At 61.8% G+C, this 15,718-nt stretch carries 14 protein-coding genes; 7 read left to right on the top strand and 7 right to left on the bottom strand.

The features are described 5' to 3' along the window. Window positions 1-113 precede the first annotated feature (113 nt). From glpX to OO25_RS14805, 3 genes are all read right to left on the bottom strand, one after another. Entirely contained in the window at window positions 114-1,097 is a 984-nt protein-coding gene (glpX, locus tag OO25_RS14815; protein WP_014873972.1) for a class II fructose-bisphosphatase, read from the bottom strand. A 132-nt stretch (window positions 1,098-1,229) separates the two neighbouring features. Next, entirely contained in the window at window positions 1,230-2,516 is a 1,287-nt protein-coding gene (locus tag OO25_RS14810) for a homoserine dehydrogenase (RefSeq protein WP_040180893.1), read from the bottom strand. A gap of 182 nt (window positions 2,517-2,698) precedes the next feature. Then, window positions 2,699-3,028, bottom strand: a complete 330-nt coding sequence (locus OO25_RS14805) for a hypothetical protein (RefSeq protein ID WP_040180891.1) — start codon at window positions 3,026-3,028, stop codon at window positions 2,699-2,701. Between the two features lie 97 nt (window positions 3,029-3,125). On the opposite strand from OO25_RS14805, the gene OO25_RS14800 reads away from it, so the two are divergent. Further along, a complete protein-coding gene (locus OO25_RS14800; RefSeq protein ID WP_040180889.1) occupies window positions 3,126-3,743 on the top strand; it encodes a TetR/AcrR family transcriptional regulator in 618 nt (205 codons plus the stop codon). A gap of 79 nt (window positions 3,744-3,822) precedes the next feature. On the opposite strand, the gene OO25_RS14795 is transcribed toward OO25_RS14800, so the two are convergent. Next, window positions 3,823-4,734 carry a pirin family protein gene (locus tag OO25_RS14795; RefSeq protein ID WP_040173679.1) on the bottom strand — a complete coding sequence of 304 codons (912 nt, stop codon included), beginning with the start codon at window positions 4,732-4,734 and terminating at the stop codon, window positions 3,823-3,825. 233 nt (window positions 4,735-4,967) lie between these two features. Here OO25_RS14795 and OO25_RS14790 point away from each other — a divergent pair, with 233 nt between their 5' ends. Then, window positions 4,968-5,483 carry a hypothetical protein gene (locus tag OO25_RS14790; RefSeq protein ID WP_040173676.1) on the top strand — a complete coding sequence of 172 codons (516 nt, stop codon included), beginning with the start codon at window positions 4,968-4,970 and terminating at the stop codon, window positions 5,481-5,483. A gap of 89 nt (window positions 5,484-5,572) precedes the next feature. Here OO25_RS14790 and OO25_RS14785 read toward each other — a convergent pair whose 3' ends face one another. From OO25_RS14785 to OO25_RS14775, 3 genes are read right to left on the bottom strand one after another with little or no spacing between them, the layout of a single operon-like run. Then, window positions 5,573-6,172 (bottom strand): TadE/TadG family type IV pilus assembly protein, encoded by a 600-nt coding sequence (locus OO25_RS14785; protein ID WP_040173673.1) that lies wholly within the window; start codon window positions 6,170-6,172, stop codon window positions 5,573-5,575. A 3-nt stretch (window positions 6,173-6,175) separates the two neighbouring features. Continuing rightward, on the bottom strand, window positions 6,176-6,736 hold the full coding sequence (locus OO25_RS14780) for a TadE/TadG family type IV pilus assembly protein (protein WP_040180888.1): 561 nt from the start codon (window positions 6,734-6,736) through the stop codon (window positions 6,176-6,178). Continuing rightward, entirely contained in the window at window positions 6,733-8,415 is a 1,683-nt protein-coding gene (locus OO25_RS14775) for a pilus assembly protein TadG-related protein (protein ID WP_040181010.1), read from the bottom strand. Before OO25_RS14775 ends, OO25_RS14780 begins: the two co-directional genes overlap by 4 nt. Before the next feature lie 358 nt (window positions 8,416-8,773). On the opposite strand from OO25_RS14775, the gene OO25_RS14770 reads away from it, so the two are divergent. From OO25_RS14770 to OO25_RS14745, 5 genes are all read left to right on the top strand, one after another. Continuing rightward, a complete protein-coding gene (locus OO25_RS14770; protein ID WP_040173670.1) occupies window positions 8,774-10,204 on the top strand; it encodes a Glu/Leu/Phe/Val dehydrogenase in 1,431 nt (476 codons plus the stop codon). A gap of 437 nt (window positions 10,205-10,641) precedes the next feature. Beyond that, window positions 10,642-11,895 (top strand): sarcosine oxidase subunit beta family protein, encoded by a 1,254-nt coding sequence (locus tag OO25_RS14760; RefSeq protein ID WP_040173669.1) that lies wholly within the window; start codon window positions 10,642-10,644, stop codon window positions 11,893-11,895. An 81-nt stretch (window positions 11,896-11,976) separates the two neighbouring features. Then, on the top strand, window positions 11,977-12,237 hold the full coding sequence (locus tag OO25_RS14755; protein WP_040180886.1) for a sarcosine oxidase subunit delta: 261 nt from the start codon (window positions 11,977-11,979) through the stop codon (window positions 12,235-12,237). Then, entirely contained in the window at window positions 12,237-15,158 is a 2,922-nt protein-coding gene (locus tag OO25_RS14750; RefSeq protein WP_040180884.1) for a sarcosine oxidase subunit alpha family protein, read from the top strand. Before OO25_RS14755 ends, OO25_RS14750 begins: the two co-directional genes overlap by 1 nt. Next, window positions 15,151-15,696 (top strand): sarcosine oxidase subunit gamma, encoded by a 546-nt coding sequence (locus OO25_RS14745; RefSeq protein WP_040181008.1) that lies wholly within the window; start codon window positions 15,151-15,153, stop codon window positions 15,694-15,696. The genes OO25_RS14750 and OO25_RS14745 overlap by 8 nt, the downstream gene beginning before the upstream one ends. Window positions 15,697-15,718: the final 22 nt, after the last annotated feature.

Here is a 15,718-nt window from a genome sequence, read left to right as displayed (position 1 = left end):
CGGGCGCTGACGGGGCGTTCTTATGGCAAAGGCCGGATCTGCGCGGACCCGGCCTTTCACCTTTCTTCAAATACTCAAAATCCAACCTTTGCGATACGTCGCAAGATCAGATCCTACTGATGCGCGCTGAGCGGTGTCCGGTAGCTCATCCGGCGCACGGAGCCGGTTTTGGAGCGCATCAGCAATGTGGTGGTTTCGACCCAGCCCGGCTGGCGTTTGATCGCGGGCAGCAACGAGCCGCCGGTGACGCCGGTTGCCGCAAAGATCACATCGCTGGTGACCATCTCGTCGCGGGCATAGACGCGGTCCAAATCGGTGATGCCGGCCTTGGCGGCGCGGGCTTTCTCATCATCGTTGCGGAACAACAGGCGGCCAAAGATCTGACCCCCCATGCATTTCAATGCAGCTGCCGCCAGCACACCCTCAGGGGCGCCGCCCTGACCCATATACATGTCGATGCCGGTGATCTCAGATTCGGCGCAATGCATCACGCCGGCCACATCGCCGTCGGTGATCAGGCGGATGGCGGCGCCGGTTTCGCGGACTTCAGCGATCATCGCCTCGTGGCGGGGGCGCTCCAGAATGCAGACGGTGATGTCAGAGGGGGCGCAGCCCTTGGCCTTGGCCAGTGCCTCAACCCGCTCGCGCGGGCTCATGTCCAGCGACACGACATTTTCCGGCAGGCCCGGACCCACGGCCAGCTTGTCCATATAGGTGTCCGGCGCGTGCAGCATAGAGCCGCGCGGCCCCATCGCGATCACGGTCAGCGCGTTCGGCATATCCTTGGCGGTCAGCGTGGTGCCTTCGAGCGGGTCCAGCGCGATATCAACGCCGGGGCCTTTGCCGGTGCCGACTTCCTCACCGATAAAGAGCATGGGCGCTTCGTCCCGCTCCCCTTCGCCGATGACCACGACGCCTGCGATATCCAAGAGGTTCAGCTGTTCGCGCATGGCGTTGACGGCGGCCTGATCGGCGGCTTTCTCGTCGCCGCGACCAATCAGCGGTGCAGAGGCCAGAGCGGCCTGTTCGGCCACGCGGGCCAGGCCGAGCGACAGCAGGCGGTCGTTAAATGCGGCGTCGTTGGTGTCAGAAGTCATAGCCAATGTCCTATCTCAATCCCGAGTCGGTGCCGTCGCATACCCTGCATCTGGCAGCGCGGGCAAGGGCGGTTGGCGGTAACGGGCCGTCGCAATTGGCGCCGATACCGGTGTTTTTATACCTGATGGCGCTCAGACCTCTTCGATGCGTAGCGCAACAGGCTCACTGGCCACAACATCGGTCTTGGCCAGATCTTCCAGCGCTGTCTGCAGAGTGCTGGAGGTGCATTTATGTGTCACGATCAGCACAGGCGCGGTCGGCTCGGAGTGGCCGTATTGGCGCATCCGGTCGATGGAGATCCCCGCATTGCCAAGAGCGGCAGCCACCTTTGCCAATGCGCCGGGTTTGTCCAGCAGGGCGAGGCGCAGATAATGCGGCGCGGCAAGGCTGGTCTGGGCTGCAGGGGCATTCTCCAAAGAGGTCGCAGGCTGGCCGAAGGTGGCCAGACGGCTGCCGCGGGCCAGATCGCAGATGTCACCAAGGACGGCGCTGGCGGTTGGGCCTTCGCCGGCACCGGGGCCGCGCAGGACGATCTGTTCGACCGCGTCGCCTTCGATCACCACCATATTGGTGCCGCCTTCGAGCTGGCCGAGCGGCGAGTTCGCAGGCACCAGACAGGGCGACATGCGCTGTTCCAGCCCACGCCCGGTGCGCTGTGCGACGCCCAGAAGCTTGATCCGGTAGCCCATATCGGCGGCGTGGCGGATGTCGTCCAGGCTGATGCGCTGGATGCCTTCCAGCTGCACATCGTCAAAGGCGGGCTTGGTGCCGAAGGCGATGGCAGAGAGGATCGCCAGCTTATGTCCGGCGTCGATGCCGCCCACATCGAGATTGGGATCAGCCTCAAGATAGCCAAGGCGGCCACATTCCTCAAACAGGGCGTTGTAGCCCTGGCCGGTGGCTTCCATCTGGGTCAGAATATAGTTGCAGGTGCCGTTCATCACGCCCATGACGCGGGTGATTTCATTGCCTGCCAGACCTTCGGTCAGGGATTTGATCACCGGGATGCCGCCCGCGACAGCTGCTTCAAAGCGGATTACGCGGCCTGCGGCCTCGGCCTGTTCAGCCAGCGCCTGACCGTGGATGGCCAGCAACGCCTTGTTGGCGGTGACAACGTCTTTGCCTGCCTCCAGCGCGGCCTCGGTCGCGGCCTTGGCAGCGCCTTCATGGCCGCCCATCAGCTCCACAAAGACATCGACATCGTCGCGGGTGGCCAGCGCCACAGGGTCGGTTTCCCAAGCATAATCGCCAAGCGGCACGCCACGGTCCTTGCCTGCGTCCCGTGCGGAGACCGCTGTGATCTGGATCTGGCGTCCGGTGCGGGCCTCCAGCATGGCTGCCTGACGGCGGATGATCTTGATCACGCCGGTGCCAACCGTGCCCAAACCTGCAATACCAAGGCGAAGCGGCTCTGTCATAGCTGGGGATCCTTTAATTCCGAAAGACGTCTCCCCGCCTTAGCGGGTTCGGCGCAGCGGTGCAACGGCGGCGGCGGTACGCAGCGGACAAATCCCAGGGCAGGGCCTGTATTGCTGTGATATCAGGCGGCTTTGCTCATGGCTGCCGGGGCTGCCGGGGCTGCCAAGCGGGGTGTCCCGCGTCAGGGTTGCGCGGCGCGCAGCCGATCAGCGCGGGCCTGCAAGCGGGCGGCGCGGGCATCCAGCGTGTCTTCCAGCGCTTTGCTCTCTTCAGCTGCGGGGGGGCTGGGCTGAAGTGCATCCTCCAAGGGCACAAGGGCAGGGTAGTCGGCGCCGCGCAGATCGGGGGTGAGCCGGTCTTCCAGCTCCGGCACGCGGGCACAGGCTGAGATGAGTGCAGCTGCGGCGAGCAGGGGAAACAGCCGAGAATGCCGACGGACGGGCGCCGATGCCGGGGTTGCACATATGCTGGGCATCGGGGGTCGGTTTTTGGGCTGTGCGGGCGATTGCATTAAAACCATCCTTGTTCACTATTCCCTTGATGCACATATTGGTGAAAAGGCACAAGCGGGGCTTTTATCTGAACGAATGTTCATATAAAATCGAGACATGGCACGTACCCAAGGTTCACATTCCGATATCACCGGTCCGCGCATCCGTGCTGCGGCGCTGAAGCTGTTTGCCCAGCATGGTTATGCGGCGGTCTCGATGCGCCAGATCGCATCCGAGGTCGGGGTACAGGCCGGGGCGCTTTATAACTATACCCCTGATAAGCAGAGCCTGTTGTTCAGCCTGATGGAAGGTCATATGACCGAGCTGTTGCAGGCCTGGCAAGATCTGCGGGCCCCGGATCAGACGGTGCCGTCTGGCGGTGCCGAGGATCATGTTCTGGCGCGGCTTGAGGCCTTTACCCGGTTTCACATTCGCTTCCATCTGGAGCGGCCGGATGCGGTTTTCATCGCTTATATGGAGCTGCGAAACCTGTCGGAAGACAATTTCACCGCGATCGAGTCCCTGCGTCGCGAATATGAGAATGCGCTGGAAACAATCCTGAAAGACGGGGTGCGGCTGGGCGTGTTTCATATCCCCGACACCAAAATCGCGACTCTGGCGGTGATTGCGATGCTGAACGGTGTGATGACCTGGTATCGCAGTGGCGGGCGGCTGTCGCTGGACGAGGTCGAGGCGATTTACTGGGATATGGTGCAGAAATCCGTACGTGGCTGAACCCGGCCCGCCTGGATCCGTACAATTATGAGTCGGCGCCGCGCAGCAACGCGGCACCAGCAGGTCGTCTGTGACGGATCTAATGGGCTGGTCGGATGAACTGACCATTGCGCAGATCCCTGAAGGCCTGCCGCAGCTCATCCTGTGTGTTCATAACAATCGGGCCATGCCAGGCCACGGGCTCCTCAATCGGGGCGCCTGAGATCAGCAAGAAGCGGACGCCCTCCGGGCCAGCCTGTACGGTGATTTCTTCACCGCTGCCAAACCGGACCAGCGTACGATCGCCGGACATATCGCGGATGTGCAACTCCTCGCCCGCGACCTCTTTTTCCAGCAACACGCCCTGCGGCGTTGCAGCATCGACAAAGGCGCCCTGACCGGCAAAGACATAGGCAAAGGCGCGCCGGTAGGTGTCGATGCGGAAGGTCTTCTTCACGCCGGGCGGGACAGAGACATCCAGATATTGTGGGTCAGCAGCGATGCCATCGACGGGACCGCGTTTGCCCCAGAAGTCACCAACAATGACCTTCACCCGGGTGCCGTCGTCGTCAATCACCTCGGGAATATCCTTGGCGGTGATGTCCTGATAGCGCGGCGCGGTCATTTTCTGACTGGCGGGCAGGTTGCCCCAGAGCTGGAAACCGTGCATCTGGCCCTTGGCGTTTCCTTTCGGCATTTCCTGGTGCAGGATGCCTGACCCTGCGGTCATCCACTGGACATCTCCCGCGCCCAAGGTGCCGTTGTTGCCCAGGGAATCGCCATGGTGAACGGTCCCGTCCAGCACATAGGTGATGGTCTCGATTCCCCGGTGTGGGTGCCAGGGGAAACCGGCCTCGAAGTCTTCGGGGCGGTCATTGCGGAAGTCGTCGAACAGCAGGAAGGGGTCCAGCTCGCTCGGGTCGTGAAAACCAAAGGCGCGGTGCAGTTTGACGCCTGCGCCTTCCAGCGCCGGTGTGGCAGGGCGGGTTTCCAGGATGGGACGGATCGACATGGCGGGTCTCCGGTTGCTGTGTATGCCCTCATAGATAAGCCTGTGCGAGTGTGTCGGGAAGGCCCGCGTGTTAACTTCCCGTGTGCGCTGACGCACATATATCAGCTGTGCGAGCCGCTTTCCGGGACACCGTCACAACAGGGGGCTATGCCCCTTGGCGCAATCAGGCTACATCCGCCGGGACCGGCCCCAAGGTGCAGACGGGGCTGAAGACCAGGGTGAGGACATAGGTGATGGGCCAGAGGGCGGGATCGGGCGAAATGAAGGATGAGATTTTGGCAACTGTTGATGCCTCCGCGCCGCGGCGGGTGCTGGCAGTGGTGATGCTGATCGTGGTCGGCGCGCTGGCAATCTATGTGGCGCTGGCCACACCGCCAGCCCCCCATTGGCTGGTCTTTCTGCTGGCCATTGGTGTCTTCTGCCTATGGCTGGCCATGCGTCTGTGGCAGGCCACCGCATTGCGGATTGAACTGACCGACGAGGTGCTGCGCAGCTCCGACGGGGCGGTGATTGCCAAAGTTGCGGATGTTGTTGCGGTGGATCGCGGGGTGTTTGCGTTCAAACCATCAAACGGCTTTCTGATCCGAACCGCCACCAAGGGGGCGCGCAGCTGGCGGCCGGGGCTTTGGTGGCGACTGGGGCACCGGATTGGCATTGGAGGTGTGACGCCGGGCGCCCAGAGCAAATCCATGGCAGAAATCCTCGCCATCATGATTGCGCGGCGTGAGGCGGGACAGTCGCAGGGCTGAGGCGGCATATGTATCGTCGAACAGAAAAAGGCGCCACCGATGCCGGAGGCGCCTTTGTTGATTAAGCCGCTGGCCTAAATCGAAATGCTCTAGTCTGTGGGGCCGCTATTGTCGTCGTGGCTGCCACCACCGCTGTCCTGACCTTCGAATTTCACCTGCGGTGCAAAACGCGGGCGGGTGAAGACGAAATTCTGGATGTCCATATCGGGCAGGCCAACATTGAAGGCGGGGTCGATATCGTTCTTGGTTTCCACCAGAATGACCCGCTCCTGATCCGGCATGGTCGGCAGATCATCCTTGACCTCTTGAATGTTGCCGTCCTGCCATTCGGTGAATTTGCCGCCACGCACCTTGGACCAGTCCACGTAGTAGCGGTTATCATCCTCATCCCAGCGGATCACCGAGATCCTGAGAGAAATAGAGGAGTCGACGCGGATCAGCAGCTTGGCCAGATCGTGCATGCTGTCGATGTAATCCTCGTTCAGGGTTGAGGTTTCGCGCGAGATCAGATCCGAGATCGTATATGCGGCTTTTAGATTCACCCCTTCCTGACGGAACGCATCAAAATAGGTGTAGATTGCTGCAAAGACGCCAAGCAGCAATGGCATATAGAAGGCAAACTCAACCGAGACCGAGCCATCGGTTTCGCGTCTGTAGCGGCGGAACAGGGTGCGGATACGGGTCAACATGGCTTACCGGGGCTCCTGAACAAAGGCTGAGGTTGCATAGAGGCGGATCCGGCCGTCGGCGTCATTGTCCATATCGTCAGCCAGACCCCAATGGGGGAACACGGGCTTCATGGCCATACAGGCGCGGATGAACATCAGTTCGTTGGAATCGCCGGTGACAAAATTGCGCACGGGCTGCACATCCTCAACCCGGTTGATGCAATCGGGAACCGGGTCAACCGGCGTCCAGGCATAGGGGTCAACCTGTACCATTTCGAGCCGCAGTGACGTGCCGCAGTTGCGGATGAACCCGGAGCGGCGGCAGACCTCGTCGCGGATCTCATTGTGTTGCTTTGGAACACCGGTTGAGAGGCGCAATCCTCGCACGGTCTGGTCCAGCGCCCGTTCCAGCATGGATTGCTGAATGGTGATCATGCCGAGTTCCACCGTGTTCATCAGCAGAAACAGAAAGGCGGGGATCACAATGGCAAATTCCACCGTGGCGTTGCCATCCTCGCGCTTGCGAAACAGGCGCAGCGCGCGGCGCAGCCGGCTGGCCGTCTTATGTGGAGTGCGACGGGTCATTGTGTCAGCCTCAGCTGGCGGATCGACGTCGCGATGGAGGCAAAGGCGTCGCGGATCTCAAGCCCGCGCACATCAAAGTGATGAGCATCCGAGCTGGCACAATCCTTCAGCACCGCGGTGCCGCTGCTGGGTGCCTCAAAACCAATGGTGTAGACCACAATACCTTGGTTTTTGGCGGCGGTGCAGACAGCGCGGGTGCGGGCGTTTTTGGTGCTGGTGTTCCAGTAGTCATAGACGCCGTAGTACCAGACGCTGCGCGCCGAGGACTGACCCATCCAGTCGCCATAGAGGTACTTGTAGAGATACTTCAGTGAGGTTTCACCGAACAGTTCGCCCCAGCTCAGACGTTTGACATTCTCAGGCTCTCCCTGCTCATCCTGCCACCAGCAGCTGTAACTGCTGCACTTGCGGTAGCTGCCCTGACCATAGGCGTGATCTTCCCAGCGGTTCATGCGGTCCCACCAGTACATATCGCGTTGGGGGTCATAGAGTGAGTAGCGCGGGTTCGATCCGGTGGCGGCAGAGTTGTACCAGACGTCGGAGGACCCTTCGCGATGGTCGGACTCGACATAGTACTGGTTGGTATTCTTGCCGTCGGTCATCAGCACGATAACCTTGACCGTCTCGTGGTCATTGAAGGCCGCAGGGCGATTGTTGAACGTTGCGGGTACCGTGGCGCCGCCGCCCGATGCCAGCGCGCTGATGGCAGGACGCGCACTTGGATCGAGCAGGGCAGTGCCCCATTTCATGCCAACATCGATCGATGTGTTGCCTTCTGCCTGAAGACCGTCAATGAAGCCTTTGAGCGTGTTTGCATCTTTCTGGAACGGCAGAATTTCACGGTTGGCACTGTCTTCACAGGTCGGGCTGTCCAGCGGGTTTGCGCTGGCGCGGTAGTCACTGCCGGACCAAACGCTGAAGTGCATCGTCCGGTCCAGTTCCTGGGTGGTGGACAGGGCGGTGGTCTGAAAATGGCTGCCGACAAAATTCACACAGTTGGAATAGGCGTGCTCATCCGTGGTGTTGTACTGATCCATCAACTCGGTCGGCAGGCTGACCTGTGTGGCGTAGGGGATGATGGAGATCGACATCTTGTTGTCGATGGTATTGGCGATCATCGTATCGACGAAGTCTTTTGCCGCAACCTTGAGGTTGGCCAGACGGCTGTTGCTGCGCATCGATCCGGAGACATCCAGCACCAATGAGATTTCCAGCCCGTCAATGCTCTCTTCGGCGCGGGAGGTCGCATAGAGCGGCATGTCCTGCCCGCTGGAGAACTTCAGCATGTGGGTTTCAAATGTGGTGTCGATGGTGCTTTGCACCTTTTTGAACCCAAGCCCGGTTTCAGCCACCGGGGGCGTGTAGTATTTATTGAGCCCCGCCTTGCTGAGGTAGTCCTGAACCACCGCCGCAGGCGGCAGGGGCTGGTCGAGGTCGGCCGCGGCCAGAACTGCGCGGTCGAGGGTATATTGCAGGATGGTGCGGTCCCGTTCCATGCGCATCAGATCCACGCCGATCCCGCCAACGGCCAGCATCGACAGCAAGAAGCCGACCATGGGTTTCAGCAGCACGCCCGAGTCATCCTGCCGGAAGGCGCGCAGCTGTGCCCCGCTGCGGATGCAGGCGGTCAGGCAGGCCTTTCGGGCCGCGATGGATATCTTTTCAATAGGCTTTATCATGTGTCGAACCCCCAGCCGCGTAACCCCCCGGCACAGCGCCATCCGAATTGGATTTTCACACTTATTAATGCTTTATGAAGGTGGCGGAATTGGGGCGCATACCGGACCAAATCATACGTATTGTTGTTGATTTTAAGGGTAATGCGAGCCTTAGGGATTGGTTGTCCTGAGGGCGTCAACAAAATGAGGACTGCCGACAAAACGCGGCGACTCAGTCAAACACCTCGTGTCATCAGTTTGCCTTTAATTGATTCTTTTTGCGGGGGAATGGTCAAAAAGGTCGCACCTTCTTAATCCAAGAGTCATAGTGTCGGAACACTATCTCACTGAGTCGACGCAGAAGCACGGAGTACAGCCGATGAGCAGTGCAACAGAACCCAGTTTTCGCCAGAGTGTGGACCTGATGTTCAACAGGGCGGTGTCCCTGATGGACCTGCCACCGGGCCTGGAAGAGAAGATCAGGGTTTGCAACGCGACCTATACTGTACGCTTTGGCGTGCGGCTGCGGGGGGGGATCCAGACCTTCACCGGATATCGTTCGGTACATTCCGAGCATATGGAGCCCGTGAAAGGCGGCATCCGCTATGCGATGGGCGTGAACCAGGATGAGGTTGAGGCGCTGGCGGCGCTGATGACCTATAAATGTGCGCTGGTTGAGGCGCCGTTTGGTGGCTCCAAGGGCGGGTTGTGCATCGATCCGCGCCAGTATGAAGAGCATGAGCTGGAGCTGATCACCCGCCGGTTCGCCTATGAACTGGCCAAACGCGATCTGATCAACCCCTCGCAGAACGTTCCGGCCCCGGATATGGGCACTGGAGAGCGTGAAATGGCGTGGATTGCCGACCAATATGCGCGGATGAACACCACCGATATCAACGCCAAGGCCTGTGTGACCGGCAAGCCGCTGAATGCGGGCGGTATCGCTGGCAGGGTCGAGGCGACGGGCCGCGGCGTGCAATATGCGCTGCGCGAATTCTTCCGCAACCCGGAGGATGTGGCCGCTGCGAAGATGGACGGGTCGCTGGATGGCAAGCGCGTCATCGTTCAGGGGCTCGGCAATGTGGGCTACCACGCGGCGAAGTTCCTGATGTCGGAAGACGGCGCCAAGATCACCGCCGTAATCGAACGCGATGGCGGTCTGATTGACGAAAACGGTCTTGATATCGAAGCGGTGTTCCAGTGGATCGCCAGTAATGGCGGCGTGACGGGCTATCCGGATGCGCGGTACGTTGAAAACGGCGCGCTGCTGCTTGAAGAAGACTGCGACATCCTGATCCCGGCGGCGCTGGAGGGGGTGATCAATCTCACCAACGCGGCCAACATCAAGGCGCGGCTGATCATCGAGGCGGCGAATGGCCCCGTCACTGCGGGCGCGGATGAGATCCTGCGCGACAAAGGGACCGTGATCATTCCCGACATGTACGCCAACGCGGGCGGTGTGACGGTGTCCTACTTCGAATGGGTGAAGAACCTCAGCCACATTCGCTTTGGCCGGATGCAGCGCCGTCAGGAAGAGGCACGTCACCAGCTGGTGGTGGATGAGCTGGAAGCTCTGTCCGAAAGCCTGGGCAAAACCTGGACGTTGAACCCCAAGTTCACCGAGCGTTATCTGCGCGGGGCGGATGAGCTGGAGCTGGTACGCTCGGGTCTGGATGACACCATGCGGACGGCCTATCAGTCGATGCGGGAGGTCTGGCATGGCCGCAACGATGTCACCGATTTGCGCACCGCCGCTTATCTGGTCTCCATCGATAAGGTTGCCAAGAGCTACCGCGCCAAGGGGCTCTGACAGGTGCAGAGGCACCGCAGCATCAGCTGGACTAACAGGAGGCGGGGTTTCCCGCCTCCTTTTTATTTGCGGACCGGGTCTCAATGAACCGGCGCAAAGTGACTGCGATTTGGCGGCGGTTTGCCCGGTGATCGCGGGAGCAGTTCACGGGATGCAGTTTTGCCGCAATCACCGTCAATGGTTGGGGGAAGAACGCGGTCCCGCGCCTGATCTTGTCGAACTGCGACCCTTTGTTCCTTCGCGAGGTCGGCATTGGCACTAGACAGACATGTCCTGAACATGGTGCTGATATCGTCAGATGACGTCCGGCGCGGCGCGCGTGGGGCTGGTATCCGGGCGCAGATCGCGCCAGACTGTCGCTCAGGCGGCGTCCGCTACCCTGTCCGACCACGCGTGGCGGCAGGCGGCGGCTCCGACGGGACGAGAAGGGAACGGGGATGCGATTTTCTGGCTGGCGCGTGCTGCGCGAAGGGCTGACAGGCAACCGGGGCTGGCAGGGCCATTGGCGTGACCCGGATCCGAAACCGCAGTATGATGCGGTGATCATCGGGGGCGGGGGCCATGGGCTGGCGACCGCCTACTATCTTGCCAAGGATCACGGCATGACCAATATCGCCGTGCTGGAGCGCGGCTATATCGGCGGTGGCAATGTGGGGCGCAACACCACCATCGTGCGGGCCAATTATTATTTGCCGGGCAATTCTGAGTTCTACTCCCATTCCCTGAAGCTGTGGGAGGGGTTGGAACAGGATCTGAATTACAATGCGATGATGTCGCAGCGTGGGATCTTGAACGTTTTCCACAATGATGCGCAGCGTGACAGCGCCGTGCGGCGCGCGAACGCAATCATCAATCAGGGCGATGACGCCGAGATCCTGTCCCGTGATCAACTGCGCGACATGGTGCCGCTGCTGAATTATGCCAACAATCGCTTTCCCATTCAGGGGGCGCTGTTGCAGCGCCGTGCGGGCACGGCGCGCCATGATGCGGTGGCCTGGGGTTTTGCACGGGGTGCGGACCAGCGCGGTGTTGATATCCTGCAGAACTGTGAGGTGACCGGCATTCGGACCGAAGGCGGCAAGGTCATCGGGGTTGAGACTTCCCGTGGCCTGATCCGCGCGGGCAAGGTGGCAATGGCCGCAGCCGGGCGGTCCAGCCAGGTGGCCGCGATGGCGGGCCTGACCCTGCCGATTGAGAGCCATGTCTTGCAGGCTTTTGTCTCAGAGGGGCTGAAGCCGATCATTGATCATGTGCTCACCTTTGCTGAGGGGCATTTGTACATCAGCCAGTCCGACAAGGGCGGGTTGGTTTTTGGCAGCTATCTCGATCTCTATGCGTCTTACGCGGCGCGGGGGAATCTGCCGATGGTGGAACACACGATGGAAGCCTGCATGGCGATGTTGCCCGCCATCGGCAAGGCGCGGCTGCTGCGCAGTTGGGGCGGTATCATGGATATGACACCGGATGGCTCGCCGATCATCGACCGGACATCGATCGAGGGGCTCTATCTCAATGCGGGCTGGTGCTATGGCGGCTTTAAGGCGACGCCGGCCTCTGGGCAGTGTTATGCCCATCTGATCGCAACCGACCGCCCCCATGAGGCGGCAGCGGGGTTCCGGCTAAACCGGTTTGAAACTGGCCGTGGCCTAATGGATGAGGAGGCGACCGGTGCGCAGCATAATCTGCATTGACCCCAGCATTTCCGAACTGAGGCCTGTGGCGGCCGCAGAGGCGGGAATGAGTATTTTTGGAAAGGTGAAAGGGCGTCAACCATGAGGATTACCTGCCCCCTATGTGGTGAGCGCGACCGGCGCGAGTTCTATTACCGCGGGGCTGCGCTTGCGGCGCCCGCAGAGGGCGACAGTCCTGAAGTCTGGCATGCGCATGTCCATCTGCGGGACAATCCCGCCGGGCCGGTTGAGGAATGGTGGTATCATCAGCAGGGCTGCGGCAGCTGGATCCGGGTTCGGCGGGACACTGCCAGCCACGAAATGCTCGCGGCCCAGTTGGCCACATCCGGGGAGGAGGGCTGATGCGGATCGCTGGATGGGAAGGCGCAGCGGAGGCGCGCGAGGTTGGGTTCAGCTTCAACGGACGGCGCCTCACGGGGCGCGCAGGGGAGCCGCTGGCGGCAGCGCTTCTGGCCAATGACATTCATCTGGTGGGGCGGTCGTTCAAATATCACCGGCCCCGCGGCATCCTGACCGCTGGCAGTGAGGAACCAAACGCGCTGGTCACGGTGGGGGAGGGGGCCGCACAGGAGCCCAATCTGCGGGCAACAACGCTGCCCGTGTATGAAGGACTTGCGGCACGTAGTCAGAACTGCTGGCCGTCGGTTGGGTTTGACGCCATGGCGGTGAACGATCTGGCAGCGCCGTTTCTGGGCGCGGGGTTCTACTATAAAACCTTCATGTGGCCGGCGGCGTTCTGGGAAAAGATCTATGAGCCGATCATCCGTCGCGCCGCCGGGCTGGGGGCGTTGTCTGGTGCGCCGGATGATGCGACCTACGAGAAGGCCTATGGGTTCTGCGATCTCTTGGTGATCGGGGCCGGGCCCGCGGGGTTGATGGCGGCGCTGACGGCGGCGCGGGGTGGCGCGGATGTGATCCTGTGTGACGAGGACAGCACCCCGGGCGGAAGACTGTTGAGTGAGCGGGAAACCATCGCGGGGCAGCCTGCGCGAGAGTGGGTCGCCAATGCGGTGGCAGAGCTGGACAGTCTGGACAATGTGCGCCGTATGACCCGCACCACCGTGACCGGGGTCTATGATCAGGGCACCTATGGGGCGCTGGAGACACCGCTGCCGCAGGCAGGTGCCGCGCCGCGCGCCTGTTTCTGGCGGCTGGTGGCCAAACGGGCGATCCTGGCGGCGGGCGCGTTGGAGCGGCCTGTGGCCTTTGCCAATAATGACCGACCAGGGATTATGATGGCCGGGGCCGTGCGCAGCTATCTCAATCGTTGGGGGGTGGCGCCGGGGGAACGGGTGGCCGTGTTTGCCAACAACGATGACGCGCACCGCACGGCACGGGATCTGGTGGCGGCGGGGGTGCATGTGGCGGCGGTGATCGATAGCCGCCATGACGCCCCGCTGAGCCCTGATTTCCGGGTGATCCGAGGGGCACAGGTCTGCAATGCCTCCGGGCGACAACGGTTGGAGAGCCTGACCCTGCGCTCGGTTTCGGGGGAGGAAAAGTTGCAGGCTGACTGTCTGGCGATGTCCGGTGGTTGGAATCCGACGCTGCACCTGACCTGCCATCTGAACGGGCGGCCTCGCTGGCGGCGGGACCTTGCGTGTTTTGTGCCGCAGGACGGTGCGGTCCCCGGGCTGGAGCCCGTGGGGGCCTGTCGGGGACGGTTTACCACCGCGGCGGCCTTGCAGGACGGGGCTGAGGCGGGCGCGCGCGCGCTTGAGGCATTGGGCAAGCGGGCGGTTGCGGCAGAGATGCCCGAGGCAGAGCAGGCAGAGTATCGCATCTCCCCACTGTGGTCGGTGCCGGGGCGCGGGCGCGCCTGGGTTGATTTTCAGAACGACGTCACGGTCAAGGATATCTGTCAGGCCGGGCGCGAGAACTTCCGCTCGGTCGAGCATATGAAACGCTACACCACCCAAGGGATGGCCACAGATCAGGGTAAAAGCTCAAACGTGGTTGCGCTGGCGGTTCTGGCGGAGGCTACGGGGCGCAGTATCCCCGAGACCGGCACCACCACGTTCCGCCCACCATATGTGCCGGTGCCGATCGGCGTAATGGGGGCGGGCGCAGAAGATCAGGGCTTTGCGCCCCGGCGGCTGCTGACCTCGCACCGGCTGGCGGAGGATATGGGCGCCCATATGATGGAGGTGGGGCTTTGGTATCGGGCCAGCTACTTCCCAAAAGCCGGCGAGACCCATTGGCGGCAGTCCTGTGACCGCGAGGTCGGGTATGTGCGCAATGCGGTGGGGGTCGCAGATGTCTCCACCCTCGGAAAAATTGATATTCAGGGACCGGATGCGGCGCGGCTGCTGGATTATGTCTATGCCAATGGCTTTGCCAAGCTGAAACCGGGTCGTGTGCGCTACGGGCTGATGCTGCGCGAAGATGGGTTTGTGATGGATGATGGCACCACCGCCTGTCTGGCGCAGGATCACTACGTAATGACCACAACCACCGCTGCGGCCGGGCAGGTCATGGCGCATCTGGAGTTCGTAACCCAGGCCTTGCACCCCGATTGGGATGTGCGGATCAATTCCGCGACCGAGCAATGGGCGCAGTTTTCCATCGCCGGTCCCAAGGCGCGCGCGTTATTGCAGGATCTGCTTGGCGCAGATTTTGGGGCTGAGGACTGGCCGTTCATGGCCTGCGGCGAGGTGGCTTTGGGCGGCGTAACAGGACGGCTGTTCCGCATCTCCTTCTCGGGTGAGGAGGCTTATGAGCTGGCGGTGCCGGCGCGCTACGGTGAGAGCCTCTTTGGCGAGTTGCTGCGCCGGGCCGAAGCGCTGGGCGGTGGGGCCTACGGGTTGGAGGCCCTGAATGTCCTGCGGATTGAAAAAGGGTTTCTGACCCATGCCGAGATCAATGGCACGGCGACGCTGCATGATCTGGGGTTTGATGGAATGTTGCGCTCCGGCAAGCCCTGCGTAGGCCGCGAGATGGCATTGCGCGCAGGGTTGGTCGATAAAACCCGAATGCGGCTGGTGGGGATCAAACCCACCGGTGCGGTGCAGCAACTGACAGCCGGGGCGCATCTGTTTGACCCGGAGGATCCGGTCACGCGGGTATCTGATCAGGGCTATGTGACCTCGGTCTGCTATTCGCCGACATTGGGCCATATGATTGGTCTGGCGCTGATCAAGGCTGGCCCGGACAGGATCGGTGATCCTATTCGGATGGTGGATCACACGGCTGGCCTGGATACGCTGTGCGAGATTGTGGAGCCAGTGTTCTTTGATCCGGAAGGGGAGCGTGCCCGTGGTTGAGTTGAGTGCAAAAACCCCCTGTGCCGGGCTTCTGCCCTTAGAGGTCGGGGCGCTGTCCCTGACTGAAGCGCCGGATGAAGAGAGGACGACGCTGGCGCCCTATGCCGGGCAGGCGGGCGCGCTGTCGGCTGCCTTGGAGGCGGCGCATGGGCTGCGCTGGCCGGCGCCGAACCGGAGCCATGCCAAAGCGGGCGCGCGGATTATCTGGTTTGGCCGCGAGATGGCCCTGCTGAGCGGGGTCCGGCCAGATCCTGTGCTGGCAGACCATGCTGCACTGACCGATCAGAGCGACGGCTGGGCGGTGGTCCGGCTGGAGGGGGCGCAAGGAGATGCGGTGCTGGCGCGGCTCTGCCCGGTGGATCTGCGGCCAGCTGTGTTCAAACGCGGCCACACGGTTCGCTGTGAGTTGAAACATATGGCGGCCTCCATCACGCGGCTTGGGCCAAAGACCCTGCAGATCATGGTGTTCCGCTCCATGGCGGAGACACTTGTGGATGATCTGAAAACAGCGATGGAAGCTGTCGCGGCACGGGGGTAATCTCTCTGGATCACCAACTGAT

Origin of the sequence: Phaeobacter sp. S60, from assembly GCF_000826845.1 — a bacterium.
Classification (GTDB): Bacteria; Pseudomonadota; Alphaproteobacteria; order Rhodobacterales; family Rhodobacteraceae; genus Phaeobacter; species Phaeobacter piscinae.
Note: the sequence above shows the minus strand (reverse complement) of the source record. Positions and strands in the feature narration are given on the sequence as shown.

Bases quoted from the DNA above. Each gene is read 5' to 3' on its own strand.
- OO25_RS14810 (WP_040180893.1), bottom strand. From the start codon at position 2,516: ATGACAGAGCCGCTTCGCCTTGGTATTGCAGGTTTGGGCACGGTTGGC.
- OO25_RS14800 (WP_040180889.1), top strand. From the start codon at position 3,126: ATGGCACGTACCCAAGGTTCACATTCCGATATCACCGGTCCGCGCATC.
- OO25_RS14790 (WP_040173676.1), top strand. From the start codon at position 4,968: ATGGGCCAGAGGGCGGGATCGGGCGAAATGAAGGATGAGATTTTGGCA.
- OO25_RS14805 (WP_040180891.1), bottom strand. From the start codon at position 3,028: ATGCAATCGCCCGCACAGCCCAAAAACCGACCCCCGATGCCCAGCATA.
- OO25_RS14760 (WP_040173669.1), top strand. From the start codon at position 10,642: ATGCGATTTTCTGGCTGGCGCGTGCTGCGCGAAGGGCTGACAGGCAAC.
- OO25_RS14795 (WP_040173679.1), bottom strand. From the start codon at position 4,734: ATGTCGATCCGTCCCATCCTGGAAACCCGCCCTGCCACACCGGCGCTG.
- OO25_RS14780 (WP_040180888.1), bottom strand. From the start codon at position 6,736: ATGACCCGTCGCACTCCACATAAGACGGCCAGCCGGCTGCGCCGCGCG.
- glpX (WP_014873972.1), bottom strand. From the start codon at position 1,097: ATGACTTCTGACACCAACGACGCCGCATTTAACGACCGCCTGCTGTCG.
- OO25_RS14775 (WP_040181010.1), bottom strand. From the start codon at position 8,415: ATGATAAAGCCTATTGAAAAGATATCCATCGCGGCCCGAAAGGCCTGC.
- OO25_RS14785 (WP_040173673.1), bottom strand. From the start codon at position 6,172: ATGTTGACCCGTATCCGCACCCTGTTCCGCCGCTACAGACGCGAAACC.
- OO25_RS14770 (WP_040173670.1), top strand. From the start codon at position 8,774: ATGAGCAGTGCAACAGAACCCAGTTTTCGCCAGAGTGTGGACCTGATG.
- OO25_RS14750 (WP_040180884.1), top strand. From the start codon at position 12,237: ATGCGGATCGCTGGATGGGAAGGCGCAGCGGAGGCGCGCGAGGTTGGG.
- OO25_RS14755 (WP_040180886.1), top strand. From the start codon at position 11,977: ATGAGGATTACCTGCCCCCTATGTGGTGAGCGCGACCGGCGCGAGTTC.